This is a genomic window from Vibrio sp. ED004, from assembly GCF_023206395.1.
Lineage (GTDB): Bacteria > Pseudomonadota > Gammaproteobacteria > Enterobacterales > Vibrionaceae > Vibrio.
In genome coordinates, this window is the sequence record NZ_CP066149.1 from 2,404,591 (window position 1) to 2,423,628 (window position 19,038).

The following is a 19,038-nucleotide window of genomic DNA, read 5'->3' on the forward strand; positions in this document are numbered from 1 at the left end:
CTGTAGAATGCGAACCTCGCTGACGGCGAACTCTATAGAAACAACCTTAGTACCGCGGTAAATGATGAGCAATGAAATGAAAATAATGTTAGCTAACCCTCGTGGCTTTTGTGCCGGTGTCGATCGTGCGATCAGCATCGTAGAGCGTGCACTTGAAATGTATCAGCCACCGATTTATGTTCGCCATGAAGTGGTACATAACCGCTTTGTTGTTGAAGGGCTTAAGCAACGTGGTGCTATTTTTGTCGAAGAGCTGAGTGAAGTGCCAGACGATAACATCGTAATTTTCTCTGCTCACGGTGTATCTCAAGCTGTTCGTAAAGAAGCGAAAGAGCGTGAACTGACTGTATTTGATGCAACGTGTCCTTTGGTGACTAAAGTTCATATGGAAGTTGCTCGTGCGAGCCGCAAACATATGGAAGTGGTACTGATTGGTCACGCAGGTCACCCTGAAGTTGAAGGTACTATGGGTCAGTACGCTAGCCAAACCGGTGGTATGTACTTGGTTGAAAGACCAGAAGATGTACAGAACTTAATGGTAAATGACCCAACTAACTTGCACTACGTGAGCCAAACTACGCTGTCTGTTGATGAAACAGCAGATGTGATTGAAGAACTACGTCGTGTGTTCCCTGAGATCCAAGGTCCTCGTAAAGACGACATCTGCTACGCAACTCAAAACCGTCAAGACGCAGTGCGTGAGATGGCAAATGATGTCGACGTAGTGATTGTTGTGGGTTCTAAGAACTCATCGAACTCAACACGTTTGAAAGAGCTGGCTGAGAAGTTAGGCACACCAGGTTACCTAACGGATTGCCCTGAAGACATTCAAACAGAATGGGTTGAAGGCAAGAAGAAAATCGGTGTAACCGCTGGTGCTTCTGCTCCTGAAGAGCTAGTTAACCAAATCTTAGACCGTATCCGCGAGCTAGGTGCGACTGACGTTGAAGAGATTCAAGGTCGTGAAGAGAACATGTTCTTCGAAGTGCCAAAAGAGCTGCAGATTAAGCAAGTCGACTAATCTCTATCGACTTGTGATACTAGCGATTCGCAAACAGTAAAAAGCCAACGTTGATGCGTTGGCTTTTTTGATCGTGCTATATCTCGGTCCGGAATCTGTTTATTGGAGGCCGAGTAGCTCTTTCAACGTCTTGAGATAGCGACGGCTAACAGGGACTTCAAAGCCCGTCAGTGTGATGATCTCGGCCAATCCATTTTCTAACAGTTTGATCTCTTGGATCGATTTTATGTTGATCAAATACTGTCGATGACAGCGGATCAAATCGGTCTTTTCTTCCAAGATCTTCAGGGTTAGTTGCGAGGTTGCTGTTTGTGATGAGCTACGAACATGCACGCCACTGATATCGGAATAGGCGCATTCAACCGTTTGGCTTGCCATGATCACAATGCGGTTATGACCAATACACGGAATCTGCTCTAAGTGACAGGGAGCTATCGCAGAGATGTCTTGTTCCGGCGCTTTCTGGTTTTGTTTGATGACCTTATTCAGGCGACAAACACTCTTGTTTAATCGACAAGGTTCAACGGGTTTGAGTAGGTAGTCAAAGGCATTGTCTTCAAAGGCTTGAATCGCATATTGATCGTAGGCGGTCACAAACACCACGTAAGGCATGGTTTCCGGGTCAAGCATGCTCAACAATTCAATCCCAGTGACCTGAGGCATTTGAATGTCCAAATACACTACATCAGGTTTGAGAAGGTTGATCTGCTTAAGCCCTTCAATTGCGTTACTCGCTTGACCAATGACTTCCACTTCTCCGGTTTCAGTCAGTAGCTCAATCAACTCTTCGCGAGCAAAAAGCTCATCATCGACAACTAGTGCTTTTAACATCCTACAATCTTCATCTTGATTCTATCCCTGCTTGTTTCTATATATGTCTTCTAAATATGCTTACCGAGAAGCTATCACCTACGAAAAGACCGCTATTTTAGTATAGGTATGATAAAGCTCATTCGAGTAAATTGCTGTGGTTGAGATTCTATTTTTAGTGCTGAGTCTTGTCCAAAGAAATTAGTGAGTCGTTTATCAACAATCTCCATACCTAATCCGACATGATCTTGAGACGGCTTCTGATAGTTACCAGCATTGTCTTCGACGATCAGTTTGAATCCACCTTGGAAAGCCTCGCTATAGATCTTCACTGTGCCACCTTCCAACATGTTCGAAATACCATGTTTGATGGCGTTCTCAACCAATGGTTGCAGGGTAAAGCTAGGCAGTTGAGATTCATACAACAGTGGGTCGATATCCCATTCCACTTCTAGTCTGTCAGTGAAACGTGCTTTCTCTATGGTGAGGTACGCATTGACGTGTGCCAGCTCGTCTTTGAGTTTCACTGTGTTGATGTTCTGCTTAAGGTTACTTCTAAAGAAGTGAGACAGGTGTTGAATAAGCTCTCGTGCTTTATCAGGATCACGACGTGTTACTGCACTGATGGTATTGAGCGCATTGAACAAGAAGTGCGGGTTAACCTGAGCGTGCAACAGTTTGATCTCAGCTTGGGTGAGCAGGGTTTGCTGCTGCTGATAGTTGCTGAACAGGATCTGACTCGACAATAGTTGAGCGATACCTTCAGCCATCGACATGTTAATGGTCGAGAATAGTTTCAGCTTAGGCTCATACAATTTGATGGTACCGACCACTTCATTACCGGCACGCAGTGGGATAATAAGCGCAGAGCCCAACTTACAATCTTGAGATAGAGAACATTGATATGGGTTCTCTTTACCATCAAGGTAGATGATGTCGTTCTTTTCCATCGAAGTGAGAGTACTCTGCGATGAAATCGGTGTGTTTGGAATATGGTGTTCATCGCCAATGCCGACGAAAGCGAGGATTTTTTCTCGGTCGGTAATCGCTACCGCACCGACGTTAGTTTCCTCGTAAACGATACGCACGATCTTTTGTGCGTTATCGGAAGTGAAGCCGCCATGCAGAATACCCACCGAACGCTCGGCAATGGTTAATGCGCGGCGTGAGAAGGTGGCGGAGTATTTCTCGAAGATGGTTTTTCTGTCTTGGATGATACTCATGAACAGTGCCGCACCCACTGAGTTTGCAATGATCATTGGCGCAGCAATATCGGAAACTAGCGCGTAGGATTGCTCAAACGGTTTGGCGACTGCGAGCAGAATCAACATCTGAATGATCTCTGCAAACAGGGTGACAGAGAACACTACCAGTGGGTTAAACAGCTGACTGGCTTTGTTCTTTCTGACTAAGTACACATGCAGCAGGCCACCAATCAGGCCTTCAGCTGTCGTTGAGATAGCACAAGCTAAGTCCGTAAAACCACCTAATGAATAGCGATGTATCCCGCCAGTAAAGCCGACCGCAAAGCCAACGACAGGACCACCAAACAGGCCGCCCATTACCGCGCCCATCGCTCGCGTATTGGCGATAGCGTCATTGATCTGCAGTCCGAAATAGGTGCCCATAATGCAGAATAGGGAAAACAGAACGTAGCAGCTGATCTTATGGCTTAAGCGAGATGAGATGCTCAACAAAGGGAGAATCAGTGGGGTTTTACTTAGCATGTAAGCAATCACTAAGTAGACACAGGTTTGTTGCAGCAGAGAGAGAATGAGTTCCATATTTTCACCTATTGAGACGCTTGTTAAGTGTAAAGCTCATTGCTTGGTAACGGTAGCTTTGCTTGTGTTTTAGTGGGTTATATTCGCTTCCCAGAGTTGAAAGCACTAACGCCTGAAAACAATAAAGCCCATCACAGTGGACGGGCTTTAGTCTTAGTTTCCACGAATCACTGAGTGATTACGGGAGCAAGCGAAGTTGTATTTGGCTGTTCTTTTGTCTCTTTCTATGAAGATTGGTCTCTTGTTCCCAAGAGCCTTAAAGAACTAGGCTGTTTTGGTGACGCCTTTTGCTTCTTTCTCTTCTTCATCAGCTAGGTCGATATCGCCTTTGCCTTTTGAAATCTTAATAACGTAAGCCGCAACACCTAGCGCACTCACCACACCAATGATGGTTGAGATTTGCATTGGTAGACCGAAGCCCAGTTGGCTGTTGTTCAGGATGAATGTGATACACACAGACGTCATGAAGATAGCTGGAACTGTTGTTACCCAGTGCAGTTTGTTGTGGCGAAGTAGGTAAGCTGAAGCTGTCCACAGCATCATTACGGCTGTTGATTGGTTAGCAAAACCGAAGTAGCGCCAGATGATACCGAAATCAACTTGAGTCAGGATGCCACCGATAACGAACAGTGGTAACGCCATTAGTAGACGGTTACGCAGTGTTTTCTGTTCCATGTTGAAGTATTCAGCAAGGATAAGACGGCTTGAACGGAACGCTGTGTCACCAGAAGTGATTGGTAGGATAACCACGCCAAGAAAAGCAAGGATACCGCCAAATACACCCAGTAGACCAAATGAAGCGCTGTATACCACGTTACCCGGGCCGCCGTTTGCAATCGCGTCAGACAGAGACTCAACTGAACCGAAGAAAGATAGAGCAAGTGCACACCAGATTAGAGCGATGATGCCTTCACCAATCATTGCGCCGTAGAATACGAAGCGACCGTTCTTCTCGTTTTCCATACAACGCGCCATCAAAGGAGACTGAGTTGCGTGGAAGCCAGAGATAGCACCACATGCGATTGTGATGAATAGAGCAGGCCAAAGTGGTAGGTCATTCGGGTTCATGTTGGTGAACATGTCGCTCATCTCGAAGCCACCCATGATTTGGTGCTCGTCAGATAGACCAATCGCAGTGATTAGGCCAACGGACATGAAGATAAGCAGTGCACCGAACAGTGGGTAGAAGCGACCAATGATTTTATCGACAGGGACAATCGTTGCGATGATGTAGTAAGCAAAGATGATAACAACCATTGTCGTTGCAGACATCGCGAAATCAGTTTGGTCGTTCACTAGGTTAGTGATCATACCCGCTGGAGCAGATACGAATACCACACCAACAAGAAGTAGTAGAACAATGGCAAAGATGTTCATAAAGTGTTTTGCGCCATTGCCTAGGTAACGTCCAGTGATGGTTGGAACCGAAGCACCGCCATTACGGATAGATAACATACCTGAGAAGTAGTCGTGTACTGCACCTGCGAAGATACAACCTAGAACGATCCAAAGCATTGCGGCTGGGCCGTAAAGGGCACCCATGATAGGGCCGAAGATTGGACCTACACCTGCGATATTAAGCAGCTGAACTAGGTAAACCTTTGGTGTTGACATTGGAACGTAGTCCACGCCATCTTGCTTAGTGTGAGCAGGTGTTTGACGTTTTTCATTGATACCGAAAATCTTCTCGATAAAGGTACCGTAAATAAAGTAGCCACCAATGAGTGCTGCAACACAGGTAAGAAACCACATCATAATTTGTTATCCCTGAATGTATTAATTAAGTCAGGGTGTATATTAAAGGAGTCGATGAGAAGAAACTTCCGCTACAAGAGTGAGTGGTCGAATAGCCAATTTAACGGTGTTATAACTGATTGAGTGGTTTGTTCACTGCGCTGAGTGGCCGATATTTCTATCGAGAGGCCTATTAGCTCTATAGAGAGGTTGTTTGAGTTGGCTTAACGGCGACTATTGATTCTGAGTGGTCGGAATGAACCTAAAGTGGCGAACATTAGACAATAAGTGGACATCGACAGGCGTTCAGCGGAGAATCACCACAAAGGCAGCGCTTCGTCAGAAAGTGGTGAAGTAATAATATAAAGGATTGAAATGAAAAAAATAATCGCACTATTCGCCGTGGCATTTAGCCTTGCAGGATGCAGCGCCAATATTCAAGATTTAGCAGCAGAAGGTAACTGGAAAGAGATTGGTTACCGTGATGGTATCAAAGGCCACACTCAGCGTTCTTATCAAGAGATGGCTGCGCTTGGCGCTGTTGACCAAGCAAGTTACACAGAAGGTTATCACTCAGGTGTGACAGAATACTGTAACCCTAATCATGCTTATCAGATTGGCCTGTCAGGTCAGGTGTATGAAGGTGTATGTTCTGGTACGGAAGACGCTCAACGTTTCCGTATGGAATGGCAGCGTGGCTGGGATGAGTTCTCGAACGACTATTAATCTAGTTTACGGTTAATTCGTTACCTCGTTAAATAGCAAATCTCGCTACATAAAAAGCACCTAGCTAAATAAAAAACCAGTACCTAATGTGTACTGGTTTTTTGTATCAAGCTTTCATCTGTATCGAAGACTAATCCGATATTTTACTGATTATTCTCAACCGCTTTTCGCAGAAAGCCATTTTGCTGGTCAAGCTGAGCCTTGGCACTTTCAAAATCAAGCCCAGTTAGAATCATCAAAATAGCGAGCTTCACGTCATAATCGGTGGTTTTTAGCGTCGACACGGCCAGTGCTTTATCACACTCAGTCGCTTGAATCACGATGCGAGCGGCGCGGGCAACCAACTTTTCATTGGTTGCTTTTACGTCCACCATCAAGTTCTGGTAGCTCTTACCAATGCGAATCATACTCGCAGTCGTCAGCATATTAAGTACCAGCTTTTGTGCCGTACCTGATTTGAGTCGTGTTGACCCCGTTAATGCTTCTGGGCCAACCACTGGGCTTATTGCAATCTGCGCGATCTCGGCAATTGGAGAGTCGGGGTTACAAGAGAGCGCTACGGTCACCGCCCCTATTTGATTGGCATAGTTAAGTGCACCAATCACGTAAGGTGTACGGCCACTGGCTGCAATGCCAACCACAACATCATTTTCTGAAAACTGAATCGCTTTCAGATCTTCAATACCAAGTGTCAGCGAATCTTCCGCGCCTTCTTTGGCTTTTAAAATGGCTTCTGGTCCGCCAGCGATTAGACCGATCACCATTTTGTCTGAGACACCGAAAGTTGGTGGGCATTCTGATGCGTCTAACACACCTAATCGACCACTGGTGCCTGCGCCCATATAAATCAGTCGACCGCCGTTTTGGAAGGCGTGAGCGATCTTGTCAACGGCTTGAGCGATCTGTGGAAGCTCGGCCTCGATAGCGAGTGGTACTTGTTTGTCTTGTTGGTTAATCTTTTCAACCACTTCGAGAGAGGTGAGTAGATCAATATCCATAGTGTCAGGGTTTCTCCCCTCCGAAACGAGGTGCGAGAGCGCTGATATGAGAGCGTCGTTACTCATAATGATCCTTAAATGGTGATTCTAAAATTATGGTTATGACTTGTTTAGTCAGCACGATAGAGAACGCCTAGAGAGGCAGCCCTGCTTGCGCCAGTCACTTCGGGTAAATTACTTGGCAGTTGATGAACATGACGTTGAGCAAGCCATGCAAAGGCCATCGCTTCCATATAATCGGCATCAACGCCTTTACTGGTCGTTGAATCAACTTCCCAACTCGGAAGCAGTTCAGCCAACCTTTTCATCAACAATGGATTTCTCGTACCGCCGCCACACACATAGAGTGCAGGTTGATTACCTAAGCGATAAGTCTCCACTTCATTGGCTATCGTCAATGCGGTGTATTCGCAAAGCGTGCGCTGAACATCTTCTGCTGCAAGGTCTTTAAATTCTGTTAATTGTTGCTCTAGCCACGGTAAGTTAAACAACTCTCTACCGGTGCTTTTAGGTGGCATCTGAGATAAATAAGATTCGTTCAGCAGCTGTTCGAGTAAAGCTTGATTTAGTTGGCCTTTAAGAGCGAATTGCGCATCACGGTCAAACTTTTCACCCGTGTGTTTATCTACCCAAGCGTCCATCAACATATTGCCTGGGCCTGTATCATAACCAAGCGTTGGCTGATTCGGGCGTAGCACCGAAATGTTCGAGATACCGCCAATGTTCAACACCACAACCGAGCTGTCTTGCGGGTGAAAAATAGTATGGTGAAATGCTGGTACGAGTGGGGCACCTTGCCCGCCTAGCGCCATGTCCTTGCGTCTGAAATCGGCGACGGTTTGAATCTCTGTTTTTGCAGCGATGATATTGGCATCACCCAACTGCATGGTAAAGGGTGATTCGCCCGTTGGCTGGTGGAATACCGTTTGACCATGGTTACCAATCGCCGTCACAGAAGATGCTGGTGTATCTGACTTTTCGAGAAGTTGTAGAACTGCATCAGCAAATAGATGACCAAGCTGGTGGTCGAGTTCACCAATAGCAATCAAATCCGTTTTCTGACCAATACACACCTCAAGCAGACGGGTTTTTAGGTCATCAGGCATAGGGAATTCATCATGCGCGAGCAATGTGATACGAGTGCCTTCTATCGACACTAAGGCTGTATCAACGCCGTCCATACTCGTGCCTGACATCACGCCGATATATAACTCTGACTTCATTGTTCATTTCCTAAATTGAGCATGTGGATCTTTTGGTGAGCGATAACTTCAGCACCATTCAGAGCATCACCTTGAATGTCTAAGGCGCGAGCTTGAAGCTCTTGAGAAAGCTTAGGGCGATAGAATTGTCCTAAGCTGCCTAAAAACATAATCGGTAAGCTGTTATTTTCTGAGCATGTTCGTGTGAGCCTCTCTATTTCTTCAGTACCTTGTTTTAATAAGGTACTTGCCGTTGAGCAGCACTGCTCTATATCAACGATCTCTCGTGCAAATTGCGCATAATCGGTCGCATTGGCTGTATTGATCCACTTAAGAATATCACTACGTTCGTTACCTATTTTATTCATGACAAACTGGCTCGTTAAAGAGGAATGCTTGTCATCAAATTCGGCTAGAGTTTGCTGCACAGCTCGAAATCCAAGCCAAGCGCCGCCCCCTTGATCGCCAATCGGGAACCCCCACCCACCAAACTGATGAGTCACATATTCGCTATCTAACTGAATGGCAACTGAACCTGTGCCAATCGCAATGCAGTTAACGCCTTGCCCTGCGTTAGCACCAAATACCGACGCCTCAGCATCAGTTGTCACATATAGGTGTGGGCAGTGGGCTAATGCCGATTGTAGCTTGGCTTTTAATTGTTTATTTCCTGCACCAGCCACGCCCACCACAATATAGCACTGTTTAGCTTTAATCTGATTCACACTCAACATTTCCTCAATATAATGAGTTAGTTGAGTGATTGCCGTTTCACCATATAAGGTCAATGACGTCGCCGCTAAAGTGCGTTCTTGAATGACACTTGGTGTGGGTGATATTTGCTTCAGTCTCATGGCGGTTTTGGTTCCACCGCCATCGACTGCCAAAGTATGGGTAATCATTGGCTAAACCGTTTGTAGTTTATTAACTTCTTGAGTCTGCTTCTTTCCTGCAAGGCACACGATTAATGATACAAACGTGCCGACACAGAGTTGATACGGGAAGGCTAATCGAATACCCTCCCAATCCGCGTTAATCAAGCCCATCACACTGTCCCACACATAAGCTTGCATCAGTAATGTCGTTAAGAAGCCTGCCACTAGAGCTAAAGCGACAGAAGTCTCGTTGCCGCGATCAGTGAAAATTGCCGTGAAGTAGACGCCCAATAACCCGGTATAAGCAAACACCATCACACTCAAAGCGAACGATAACAGTGGCATGTCTGTGTACTGTTGCCAGTAGTAACAAAGGATACCCATGCTACCCAAGGCTACGGCCGCTGCAGCCATTCCAAAGCGGCCAGCTTTCACGTAATGGAAGTCATCTTGTTCTCCCTTACGAGCTTCTAACCAAGGCTTGTAAATATCTTGAACCGCAACTGAAGACATCGAGTTTAAGCCAGAGTTTAGTGTTGAAAGCGCTGCAGCCACTACCCCGACAGTCACTAAGCCACGAAGACCAGCAGGCATTTCATTCAGCACGTAGTACATGAAGATCGTGACGTTTTCGCCATTGAAATTTTGTACGACGTCTTTGCCTTCAACACCCATGAGTTCAGGCCTTTGGTAGAATACATACAAGAGTAGGCCAATCGACATAAATACCAACACGACAGGAATCGAGAAGATGATTGAGTTGATCATCGCCTTTGAACCTTGCTTGGCATCTTTACACGTCAAAACGCGTTGCGTCATATCTTGATCAAGACCGAACGCACCGATGTTTAACAGCACAAAACCAGTGATACATGCCCAGAAGCTGAAGGTGCCAGCAGGGCTAAAGTCGAGCGTGAAATCGAGTAGGGTCAGCTTCGATGATTGCCCTTCCCCCGGATTAGCAAGTACCTGAGCAATTTGGCTAAAGTCAGCTGGGATCTGACCTAACAGGTAGATAATTACCGCAATAGCTGCGCCGACATAAACAACGAGTTGGATTAAGTCACTCCAGATAACGGAACGAATGCCGCCCATGTAGGTATAAGCGAGGCCAACGGCGACAAGAATCACAACCGATGTGACTACACTGCTTGGGTCAATGTTGGTAAACAGAATCATGGATACTGCGATAGCCGCCATGTATAGGCGCGCACCAGAAGCAAATACACGCCCCACCAAATACATCACACCTGCGCGCTGTTTGGTCTTCTCACCAAAGCGCACTTTCAGTAGTTCATAAACGGTAGAGACTTTGTTTTGGTAGAAACGAGGAATTAGAACCAGCGCGACAAAAATCGCACCAAGAATACCGCCAATGTTGGTCGCTAGGTAAGTGAGATCACCACGGTAGCTCGACTCTGGTCCACCTAAAAACGTCGCTGCGGATTGTGAGGTCGCCAGTACCGAGATAGCAACAACCCACATTGGCATGGAGTTACCACCTAAGAAATAGTCTTTGGTACTTGTGATTTTTGTTCGGCTAAAGTGCCAACCAGTAAAAGCGATAATGGCGAAATATATCGCAAATACCGCCCAGTCCAGCGAGGTAAATAGTGAATTCATAGCAGCTCCGTAGCATGAATAGAGTAGAGGGTGTTTATTGTTATTTTTTCAGAATGTCAGTTTGAATAATGAGTTTCAAAACCTATTCCTTGGTGGAATAGTGACCAATGGTTTTCTTTGACAGTGATCCCAGAAGGTTATGTCAGCTATTCCAAACGGCAGAATGTGAAGGAATAATTATTCCAATGAAAATACAAAACTCGTTATGATAACGAGGAGTGGTCAGATGGAAGGGGAAGAGCGTTTAATGAAAGGCATTGCGAAAGTTAAGGCGTTATTACCAAAACTCTCTCCATCGGATTCGTTAGTGGCTCGTTACGTATTGGATCATCCACAACAAGTTAAGCAGTTCTCCTCTCCTGAATTGGCCAAAGCGGTAGGGGTAAGCCAATCGACGATCGTAAAGTTTAGTCAGAAGCTCGGTTACAAAGGGTTTTCTGAGATGAAGATGAAGCTGTACCAGAGTGACATGACTTATCAGCCAGTATCCCAGCGCGGGATCCATGGCACCATCACCAGAAAAGATCCGCCTGATACCGTGATGGACAAACTTCTTGCAAGTAAAACACAATCGCTTGAGCGTACCGTGTTATTAAATGAAGGCGAACAGCTGAGCAACGCCGCTGATTTACTGCATCTTGCTAATAAAGTACAGATTTCAGGTGTGGGTGCATCGTCTCTGGTCGCCAAAGACTTCGCTTACAAGCTGATGAAAATAGGCCATGCTGTCAACGCAGAACAAGATGCCCACATTCAGATAGCTAACGCTGCTTCTCTTTCTGAAAATGATGTGTTGGTTGCGATTTCCTATTCAGGAAAAACCAGAGAAGTGGTGAAGGTAGCCCAGCTGGCGAGATCGAAAAAGGCAAAGGTGATTGTGATTAGTCAGTTATCTCCCTCTGCTTTAGACAAATATGCGGATATCAAACTTATCTCGGCAGCTGACGAAAACCATATTCGCAGTTCATCGATTACGGCTCGTGATAGCCAACTTTTTATTACTGACTTGTTGTTCATTGCGTTAACTCAGCAAGAAGAGCAAGCCGACCAATTAATTGAACAAAGTAAATCTGCAGTAGCGGAATTTAAGCAATAGAAGGAAATTTTATGGGACCGTTGTGGGTTGATGTTGCAGGCTACGAACTGACCGCTGAAGACAGAGAGATTTTAGAGCACCCAACCGTTGGTGGTCTCATCTTATTTGCTCGAAACTACCACGATAGCAAACAACTATCGGCGCTAAACAAAGAGATCCGCAAGGTAGCTAAGCGTCCTCTTTTGATTGGTGTTGACCAAGAGGGCGGTCGAGTACAACGCTTCCGTGACGGCTTTTCAATTATCCCTGCAGCTCAAGAGTTCGCGACCAAAGACAATGGTGAACAATTAGCCGAACAAGCGGGCTGGTTGATGGCTGCGGAATTGATTGCCCATGATATCGATCTGAGCTTTGCGCCCGTTTTAGACAAAGGTCACGAATGTAAAGCAATTGGTAGCCGAGCATTTGGTGCAGATATCGATACCATTGTCCGCCACAGCAGCGCTTTTATTAAGGGTATGAAGTCGGTTGGCATGGCGACAACTGGAAAGCACTTTCCCGGACATGGCGGTGTGATTGCTGATTCACACCTTGAAACGCCTTATGACCCAAGAGATGACATCTTTGAAACCGACATGGCTATCTTCAAGGCGCAAATTGAAGCCGGAATATTGGATGCGATGATGCCTGCACACGTGGTTTTCTCTCACTATGATGATCAGCCAGCAAGTGGCTCTCAGTATTGGCTGCAGAAAGTATTAAGACAACAACTTGGGTTTAAAGGCTTGGTGTTCTCTGACGATTTAACCATGGAAGGCGCTGCGATTATGGGCGGTCCTGCCGACAGAGCAAAGGCTGCTTTGAATGCAGGGTGCGACATGGTGTTAATGTGTAATAAACGAGATGCACAAATAGAGGCTCTCGAGCACTTAGCTATCCAAGAGGTGCCTTTAGCCAACTCATTGCTTAAAAAACACAGCTTTGATTTATCGACTCTTCACTCAGACAGCCGATGGAAAAAGGCTTCAGAGCAAATTAAGCGAATGCTAGGCAATGAGTGATAAATAAACACATAATAATTTTAGATAGGGCGATATGACAAATATCGCCTTTTTTGTATGTGTAGAATGAGGTTTAGAGCTATTTGATACCCATGGCGGGCTAAAGTGGTGGTGTAAATTAAAATTTACAGAAAATGTTTTTTAATGTTTACACTTGCAATCGTTTTTGTAGCTGTTATTGTGTTTTTAAAGATTGTTAGCCCAAATGGAAATGTTGGGTGTAAAAATAAATATACAGGTTGAGTTATGCAGAAAAGTGAATTAAGCAATGTCAATATCATCGACGAACAGGTACTAATTACTCCAGAAGAGTTAAAAGCAAAACTGCCTTTGAGTGATAATGCTCGTCGTTTCATTCAAGAGTCTCGTCAAACTATCGCAAACATCATTCATAAGAAAGATCATCGCATGCTTGTTGTATGTGGCCCATGTTCTATCCATGACATTGAAGCTGCGAAAGAGTACGCGAAACGCCTAAAAGCACTTTCTGAAGAACTGAGCGATCAACTGTATATTGTAATGCGTGTTTACTTTGAAAAGCCTCGTACTACCGTTGGTTGGAAAGGCTTAATTAATGACCCTCACCTAGATGGTACTTTCGATATTGAGCATGGTCTGCATGTTGGTCGTGAGCTACTTGTTGAGCTTGCTGAAATGGAAATTCCACTCGCAACAGAAGCACTAGACCCAATCAGCCCACAATACCTAGCAGATACATTCAGCTGGGCTGCAATCGGCGCGCGTACTACTGAATCACAAACTCACCGTGAAATGGCAAGTGGCCTTTCAATGCCAATCGGCTTCAAAAACGGTACAGACGGTAACTTAGGTACTGCAATCAATGCGATGCAGGCAGCTTCTTCTAGCCATCGCTTCATGGGTATCAGCCGCGAAGGTCAAGTTGCACTGCTTACTACTCAAGGTAACCCGAATGGTCACGTTATTTTACGTGGCGGTAAGCAAACGAACTACGATTCAGTATCGGTACACGAATGTGAACAAGAGCTTGGTAAATCAGGCTTAGAAGCGGCGCTGATGGTTGACTGTAGCCACGCTAACTCTCGCAAAGATTTCCGTCGCCAACCTTTAGTTGCAGAAGATGTGATTCACCAAATCCGTGAAGGCAACAAGTCGATTATCGGTCTTATGATTGAAAGCCATATTAACGAAGGAAACCAATCTTCGGATATACCTCTCAATGAGATGAAATACGGCGTATCTATTACCGACGCGTGTATCAATTGGGATTCAACTGAGGCACTATTGAAACATGCACATACGGAATTAGTCCCGTTCTTAGAGAACCGCTTAAAAGGTTAGTCAGAGTTTTAAATTTAAGTGCCTCATCTAATGGGGCATTTTAAGATCTGTTACTAACGAAATCTGGGTTAGTACGGGCTTATAGATTAGTAAGGAATAAAATGGCCGTTGAACTGAACGAATTACGCGACCAAATCGATGCTGTCGATAAACAAATGTTGGATTTACTTGCTCAGCGATTGGCTCTAGTAGAGAAAGTTGGTGAAGTAAAAAGTGAACATGGTTTACCTATTTATGTGCCAGAGCGCGAAGCGGCAATGCTGGCATCTCGTCGTCAAGAAGCCGAGAAAATAGGGGTTCCACCACAGTTAATCGAAGATATTTTGCGTCGTACTATGCGTGAGTCTTATGCCAGCGAGAAAGATTCTGGTTTTAAGTGTCTTAACCCAGAGTTACGTTCAGTGGTTATTGTTGGTGGTAATGGTCAACTTGGCGGTCTGTTTGGCCGTATGTTTAAGCTTTCTGGCTACGAAGTTAAAATCCTTGGCAGCCAAGATTGGGATAAAGCCGATGAGATCTTAGATAACGCAGGGCTTGTGGTTGTTACTGTTCCAATTCACCTAACGGAAGGTGTGATTGCAAAACTGGGTAACCTGCCAAGCGATTGTATTCTTTGTGATTTAACATCGATTAAGTCAAAACCGCTTCAAGCAATGATGAACATGCACCAAGGTCCTGTGGTTGGTTTACACCCAATGTTTGGCCCTGATGTACCAAGCCTAGCGAAACAAGTGATTGTTTACAGTGATGGCCGTGGTTCTGAAAGCTACCAATGGCTACTGAATCAATTTGGTATCTGGGGCGCAAGCTTGTGCCAGATGGATGCCGCTGAGCATGATCATGGTATGACCTTGATTCAAGCATTGCGTCACTTCACCTCGTTTGCTTACGGTTTACACCTAAGTAAAGAGAATCCGAATATCGATCAGCTTCTGAAGTTAAGCTCGCCAATCTACCGACTTGAGATTGCGATGGTTGGTCGTCTGTTTGCTCAAGACCCGAACTTGTACGGAGACATTATTCTGTCTTCAGATGAGAATATTGAGATGATCCGACGCTTCCATAGCTGTTTCGGAGAAGCTCTAGAGATCTTAGACGGGAAAGATAAAGCCAAGTTTGTTGATAGCTTTAACCAAGTGAGCGATTGGTTTGGTGACTACTCACAACAATTCTTGCAAGAGAGTCAAAGCCTATTAAAACAAGCACATGACTCGATTCACCGTGGCTAAGTACGGTTTGAAATCATAAAAAAGAGCGACCATTTGGTCGCTCTTTTTGTTTGTGCTGAACGCTATGAAAATATTTAGCCTACAGTAGGCTAAATGCAATTAGATCATCGTAGGCTAAATGCAATTAGATCATCGTAGGCCAAATCAACTGTTCCTAATAACCAATAGCTAATAACCAACAGCTAAAAACTAGTTAGTCGCGATAGGCTTTTTAGTATCTTCACTTGATACTGTGTCGATGGTCGAACTGATGTAAGGCACGTTTGTTAGGTTGATCTGCAAACGAACCACATTATCAATCAGTTGAACCAGTGGACCCCACTTAACCTTTTTCTCTTTCTCGAACACGTAGTTGAAGTTCTCAGGTGTCCAATCCATCAAGTATTGAGGGTTCAACGAGCGACCAAGGAAGCGTACTTCATAGTGTAGGTGTGGACCGGTAGAGTTACCTGAGTTACCACAGCTCGCAATCACATCGCCTTTACTCACGAACTGACCGCTACGAACTTTGAATTTCTGTAGGTGAGCGTAAGAACTCATGAAGCCAAACGAGTGACGCATGGTAATAAAGTTGCCGAAGCCTTTATTACTTGGGCGAACCGTTTCAATCACACCATCTGCAGGCGCTAAGATATCTTCGCCGCGCTTACAGGTCAGGTCGATACCGGTATGGTTGTGGCGCTTACCTGTAATTGGGTTGGTGCGGCGACCGTAAGAAGATGAGATACGTTGGTACGCCATTGGGCTGTCGTTTGGAATCAAACGGAACATGGTTGCTCTTACCGCTGAATCGACGGCTGCAGCATCAATGCGATCTTCTAAAGAGACTTCATCAGTAAGTAGTTCTTCATCGGCAAGACCAAGTACTGATTCCACATCAAATACACGCTTACCAAGCAGCTGAATCGTGCCTTCTTTCTCGGTGAGTATTTGCGATAGAGAATGGTTGGTTTCTACCTGCTCAGCATAAAGAAATTCTGTTTGTTCTTTTTCAACAATCAGTGTTTCAATCAACTGTTGGGCATCACCCGCTTGCAGTGCGAGTTCTTGTTTACTCTCGAAGTGCATGTACGCAGCTCCGCCAATCAGCAGCGGTACTGAAAAAATCGCAGTGGTGCACATGAGTACGACTTTACGGCCGAAGTAAAACGTCTGCTCCCCCTGACTAGAGGGAATAGTAATTGATACTTTTTTAGACATGGTTTTGTATTAACTAAATGCTTCTAATAGAAAAGGGTAATGGAGATGTCACTCTTTACCTAAATCGGTAAGGTGTTCAATCTCTCTATAAAGCAGTTCATCGTCACCAACGTTAAGCTCAACAAGTCGCTTAAGGTGGCTGATACTATCAATATCTAAATGCTCTATGCGTAAACGCATTGAGGTATTGATGGTAGAGACTATCGTTGCTTCTAACTGAATATTGATATCACTGTTTGTCAGCGTAAAGCTCACATGAACAGGCACATCGTGTCTGAGTTGTTGCCATTCTTCACATTGAATGAGTAAACCATGGAGCGACAAATCTTGCACTGAGCCGGATACATTTACTTGTCCTTGTGAGATCTCAGTCGGGACTTGATAAATAACTCGTGAAAATTGACGTCTTTCAACCATAGGTAATATCTCTATATCAATAGGTAAATAGTAAGCCAGATATATCAAAGGCCGCTATTATCGCGGCCTTTGTTCAGAATACAAGCTAATTTACTTAGATATACGCTTGTACTTGATGCGGTGCGGTTCTGCCGCTTGAGCGCCCAGAGTCTGTTTCAGCCACTCAGTGTACTCAGTATAGTTACCTTCGTAGAAGTTAACTTGACCTTCATCACGGTAGTCTAAGATATGGGTCGCAATACGGTCTAGGAACCAACGGTCATGCGAGATAACCATTGCACAACCAGGGAACTCAAGCAGTGCTTCTTCAAGAGCACGTAGAGTTTCAACGTCAAGGTCATTGGTAGGTTCATCGAGTAGCAGTACGTTACCGCCTGCTTTTAGCAGTTTCGCTAAGTGAACACGGTTACGTTCACCACCAGAAAGCTCACCGATGATCTTCTGTTGGTCGTTGCCTTTAAAGTTGAAACGAGAACAGTATGCACGCGCAGGGATTTCGAAGTTGTTGATCTTAATGATATCAGCGCCTTCAGAGATCTCTTGGAATACAGTCTTCGTGTCGTCCATGCTGTCACGGAACTGATCAACAGAAGCAAGCTTAACGGTTTCGCCTAGTTCAACTGTACCTGAATCTGGCTGTTCTGCGCCGCTTAGCATCTTGAATAGTGTTGATTTACCTGCACCGTTGGCACCAACGATACCTACGATCGCACCCTTAGGCATGCTGAACGATAGGTCGTCGATAAGAACGCGGTCACCAAACGATTTAGTTAGGTTGTTCACTTCAAGAACTTTGTCACCTAGACGCTCACCTGGCGGGATGAACAGTTCGTTGGTTTCGTTACGTTTCTGGTATTGACCAGTAGTCAGTTCTTCAAAGCGAGCCATACGAGCTTTAGACTTAGCTTGACGGCCTTTAGGGTTTTGACGAACCCACTCAAGTTCTTTCTCGATAGTCTTTTGACGTGCGCTTTCGCCCGCTTTTTCTTGCTTAAGACGCTCATCTTTTTGCTCTAGCCAAGATGTGTAGTTACCTTCCCATGGGATACCTTCACCACGGTCAAGTTCTAGAATCCAGCCAGCTGCGTTGTCTAGGAAGTAACGGTCGTGGGTAATCGCCACAACAGTACCACTGTAATCAACTAGGAAGTGCTCGAGCCATGCTACTGATTCTGCATCCAAGTGGTTGGTAGGTTCATCAAGAAGCAGCATGTCTGGCTTTTCAAGAAGTAGACGACAGATAGCAACACGACGACGCTCACCACCAGATAGGAATTCAATTTTCGCATCCCACTCAGGAAGACGAAGTGCATCAGCAGCGCGCTCTAGAGCTGTTTCTAGGTTGTGACCGTCTTTTGCTTGAATCAGCGCTTCTAGTTCGCCTTGCTCTTTAGCAAGAGCATCGAAGTCTGCATCTGGTTCTGCGTAAGCTGCGTAAACTGCATCGATACGCTTAAGTGCGTCAGCAACGTCAGAAACCGCTTCTTCTACGATCTCACGAACCGTTTTTGATTCGTCTAGTACAGGTTCTTGCGGTAGGTAACCTACTTTAAGGCCTTGCTGTGCACGAGCTTCACCGTCAATATCAGTATCAATACCAGCCATGATACGTAGTAGGGTAGATTTACCTGAACCATTTAGACCCAAAACACCGATTTTAGCGCCAGGAAAAAAGCTAAGAGAAATGTCTTTAAGAATTTGACGCTTAGGTGGAACAGTTTTGCTCACCCGAGACATGGTATATACGTATTCAGCCATTGCCGATCGATCCTAATTATTGTTCAAAATTGTCTGCTATTTTATACCAATATCCCTAAAGATGTTACTCCTAGGTCAGAAAAGCCATTCTTGAACTAATCCTTACCTATTATTGTCACATTGGTCATTAAAACTATATTTAATGAGCTTCTGAGGCGAAGTGTTAAATATTAATAATATTTACACTCAAACTCTTTACATTTGATGTGATGTCGGGCGTAAATAGACTTCACGTATTCATACA

Annotated in this window: 16 protein-coding genes; 6 read left to right on the plus strand and 10 right to left on the minus strand. The window is 45.0% G+C overall.

All coding sequences use genetic code 11. The annotated features are described in order from the left end of the window. The first annotated feature begins 64 nt into the window (after nt 1-64). Nucleotides 65-1,021, plus strand: coding sequence for a 4-hydroxy-3-methylbut-2-enyl diphosphate reductase (gene ispH, locus ITG10_RS10845; protein WP_026084131.1), 957 nt, complete (start codon nt 65-67; stop codon nt 1,019-1,021). Between the two features lie 99 nt (nt 1,022-1,120). On the opposite strand, the gene btsR is transcribed toward ispH, so the two are convergent. The 3 genes from btsR to ITG10_RS10860 all read right to left on the minus strand — a co-directional run bounded on the left by btsR (nt 1,121) and on the right by ITG10_RS10860 (nt 5,370). Next, entirely contained in the window at nt 1,121-1,852 is a 732-nt protein-coding gene (gene btsR / locus ITG10_RS10850) for a two-component system response regulator BtsR (protein WP_017629793.1), read from the minus strand. A gap of 92 nt (nt 1,853-1,944) precedes the next feature. Continuing rightward, nucleotides 1,945-3,615 (minus strand): sensor histidine kinase, encoded by a 1,671-nt coding sequence (locus ITG10_RS10855; protein ID WP_017629792.1) that lies wholly within the window; start codon nt 3,613-3,615, stop codon nt 1,945-1,947. A gap of 264 nt (nt 3,616-3,879) precedes the next feature. Continuing rightward, nucleotides 3,880-5,370 carry a carbon starvation protein A gene (locus tag ITG10_RS10860; RefSeq protein WP_017629791.1) on the minus strand — a complete coding sequence of 497 codons (1,491 nt, stop codon included), beginning with the start codon at nt 5,368-5,370 and terminating at the stop codon, nt 3,880-3,882. A gap of 354 nt (nt 5,371-5,724) precedes the next feature. Here ITG10_RS10860 and ITG10_RS10865 point away from each other — a divergent pair, with 354 nt between their 5' ends. Beyond that, entirely contained in the window at nt 5,725-6,075 is a 351-nt protein-coding gene (locus ITG10_RS10865) for a DUF2799 domain-containing protein (protein ID WP_017629790.1), read from the plus strand. A 143-nt stretch (nt 6,076-6,218) separates the two neighbouring features. On the opposite strand, the gene murQ is transcribed toward ITG10_RS10865, so the two are convergent. From murQ to ITG10_RS10885, 4 genes are read right to left on the minus strand one after another with little or no spacing between them, the layout of a single operon-like run. Then, the gene (gene murQ, locus ITG10_RS10870) at nt 6,219-7,139 is read right to left on the minus strand and encodes an N-acetylmuramic acid 6-phosphate etherase (protein ID WP_128644333.1); all 921 of its coding nucleotides are present in this window, start codon (nt 7,137-7,139) and stop codon (nt 6,219-6,221) included. 44 nt (nt 7,140-7,183) lie between these two features. Then, nucleotides 7,184-8,296, minus strand: coding sequence for an anhydro-N-acetylmuramic acid kinase (locus tag ITG10_RS10875; protein ID WP_017629788.1), 1,113 nt, complete (start codon nt 8,294-8,296; stop codon nt 7,184-7,186). Then, nucleotides 8,293-9,177, minus strand: coding sequence for a BadF/BadG/BcrA/BcrD ATPase family protein (locus tag ITG10_RS10880; protein WP_017629787.1), 885 nt, complete (start codon nt 9,175-9,177; stop codon nt 8,293-8,295). The genes ITG10_RS10875 and ITG10_RS10880 overlap by 4 nt, the downstream gene beginning before the upstream one ends. 3 nt (nt 9,178-9,180) lie before the next feature. Beyond that, nucleotides 9,181-10,773, minus strand: a complete 1,593-nt coding sequence (locus ITG10_RS10885) for a sodium:solute symporter (protein WP_248386388.1) — start codon at nt 10,771-10,773, stop codon at nt 9,181-9,183. A gap of 247 nt (nt 10,774-11,020) precedes the next feature. On the opposite strand from ITG10_RS10885, the gene ITG10_RS10890 reads away from it, so the two are divergent. From ITG10_RS10890 to tyrA, 4 genes are all read left to right on the plus strand, one after another. After that, nucleotides 11,021-11,869, plus strand: a complete 849-nt coding sequence (locus ITG10_RS10890; protein ID WP_026084130.1) for a MurR/RpiR family transcriptional regulator — start codon at nt 11,021-11,023, stop codon at nt 11,867-11,869. An 11-nt stretch (nt 11,870-11,880) separates the two neighbouring features. Next, nucleotides 11,881-12,870: a beta-N-acetylhexosaminidase gene (gene nagZ, locus ITG10_RS10895; RefSeq protein ID WP_017629784.1), complete on the plus strand. Its 990-nt coding sequence runs from the start codon at nt 11,881-11,883 to the stop codon at nt 12,868-12,870. 246 nt (nt 12,871-13,116) lie between these two features. Continuing rightward, nucleotides 13,117-14,190, plus strand: a complete 1,074-nt coding sequence (locus ITG10_RS10900) for a 3-deoxy-7-phosphoheptulonate synthase (protein WP_017629783.1) — start codon at nt 13,117-13,119, stop codon at nt 14,188-14,190. 101 nt (nt 14,191-14,291) lie between these two features. Beyond that, nucleotides 14,292-15,419 carry a bifunctional chorismate mutase/prephenate dehydrogenase gene (gene tyrA, locus ITG10_RS10905; protein WP_017629782.1) on the plus strand — a complete coding sequence of 376 codons (1,128 nt, stop codon included), beginning with the start codon at nt 14,292-14,294 and terminating at the stop codon, nt 15,417-15,419. Nucleotides 15,420-15,608: 189 nt separating this feature from the next. On the opposite strand, the gene ITG10_RS10910 is transcribed toward tyrA, so the two are convergent. From ITG10_RS10910 to ettA, 3 genes are all read right to left on the minus strand, one after another. Next, a complete protein-coding gene (locus tag ITG10_RS10910; protein WP_248386389.1) occupies nt 15,609-16,619 on the minus strand; it encodes a M23 family metallopeptidase in 1,011 nt (336 codons plus the stop codon). 48 nt (nt 16,620-16,667) lie between these two features. Next, the gene (locus tag ITG10_RS10915) at nt 16,668-17,036 is read right to left on the minus strand and encodes a PilZ domain-containing protein (protein WP_017629780.1); all 369 of its coding nucleotides are present in this window, start codon (nt 17,034-17,036) and stop codon (nt 16,668-16,670) included. A gap of 90 nt (nt 17,037-17,126) precedes the next feature. Continuing rightward, nucleotides 17,127-18,794 carry an energy-dependent translational throttle protein EttA gene (gene ettA, locus ITG10_RS10920; RefSeq protein WP_017629779.1) on the minus strand — a complete coding sequence of 556 codons (1,668 nt, stop codon included), beginning with the start codon at nt 18,792-18,794 and terminating at the stop codon, nt 17,127-17,129. Nucleotides 18,795-19,038 lie beyond the last annotated feature (244 nt).

Bases quoted from the DNA above. Each gene is read 5' to 3' on its own strand.
- ispH (WP_026084131.1), top strand. From the start codon at position 65: ATGAGCAATGAAATGAAAATAATGTTAGCTAACCCTCGTGGCTTTTGT.
- btsR (WP_017629793.1), bottom strand. From the start codon at position 1,852: ATGTTAAAAGCACTAGTTGTCGATGATGAGCTTTTTGCTCGCGAAGAG.
- ITG10_RS10855 (WP_017629792.1), bottom strand. From the start codon at position 3,615: ATGGAACTCATTCTCTCTCTGCTGCAACAAACCTGTGTCTACTTAGTG.
- ITG10_RS10860 (WP_017629791.1), bottom strand. From the start codon at position 5,370: ATGATGTGGTTTCTTACCTGTGTTGCAGCACTCATTGGTGGCTACTTT.
- ITG10_RS10865 (WP_017629790.1), top strand. From the start codon at position 5,725: ATGAAAAAAATAATCGCACTATTCGCCGTGGCATTTAGCCTTGCAGGA.
- murQ (WP_128644333.1), bottom strand. From the start codon at position 7,139: ATGAGTAACGACGCTCTCATATCAGCGCTCTCGCACCTCGTTTCGGAG.
- ITG10_RS10875 (WP_017629788.1), bottom strand. From the start codon at position 8,296: ATGAAGTCAGAGTTATATATCGGCGTGATGTCAGGCACGAGTATGGAC.
- ITG10_RS10880 (WP_017629787.1), bottom strand. From the start codon at position 9,177: ATGATTACCCATACTTTGGCAGTCGATGGCGGTGGAACCAAAACCGCC.
- ITG10_RS10885 (WP_248386388.1), bottom strand. From the start codon at position 10,773: ATGAATTCACTATTTACCTCGCTGGACTGGGCGGTATTTGCGATATAT.
- ITG10_RS10890 (WP_026084130.1), top strand. From the start codon at position 11,021: ATGAAAGGCATTGCGAAAGTTAAGGCGTTATTACCAAAACTCTCTCCA.
- nagZ (WP_017629784.1), top strand. From the start codon at position 11,881: ATGGGACCGTTGTGGGTTGATGTTGCAGGCTACGAACTGACCGCTGAA.
- ITG10_RS10900 (WP_017629783.1), top strand. From the start codon at position 13,117: ATGCAGAAAAGTGAATTAAGCAATGTCAATATCATCGACGAACAGGTA.
- tyrA (WP_017629782.1), top strand. From the start codon at position 14,292: ATGGCCGTTGAACTGAACGAATTACGCGACCAAATCGATGCTGTCGAT.
- ITG10_RS10910 (WP_248386389.1), bottom strand. From the start codon at position 16,619: ATGTCTAAAAAAGTATCAATTACTATTCCCTCTAGTCAGGGGGAGCAG.
- ITG10_RS10915 (WP_017629780.1), bottom strand. From the start codon at position 17,036: ATGGTTGAAAGACGTCAATTTTCACGAGTTATTTATCAAGTCCCGACT.
- ettA (WP_017629779.1), bottom strand. From the start codon at position 18,794: ATGGCTGAATACGTATATACCATGTCTCGGGTGAGCAAAACTGTTCCA.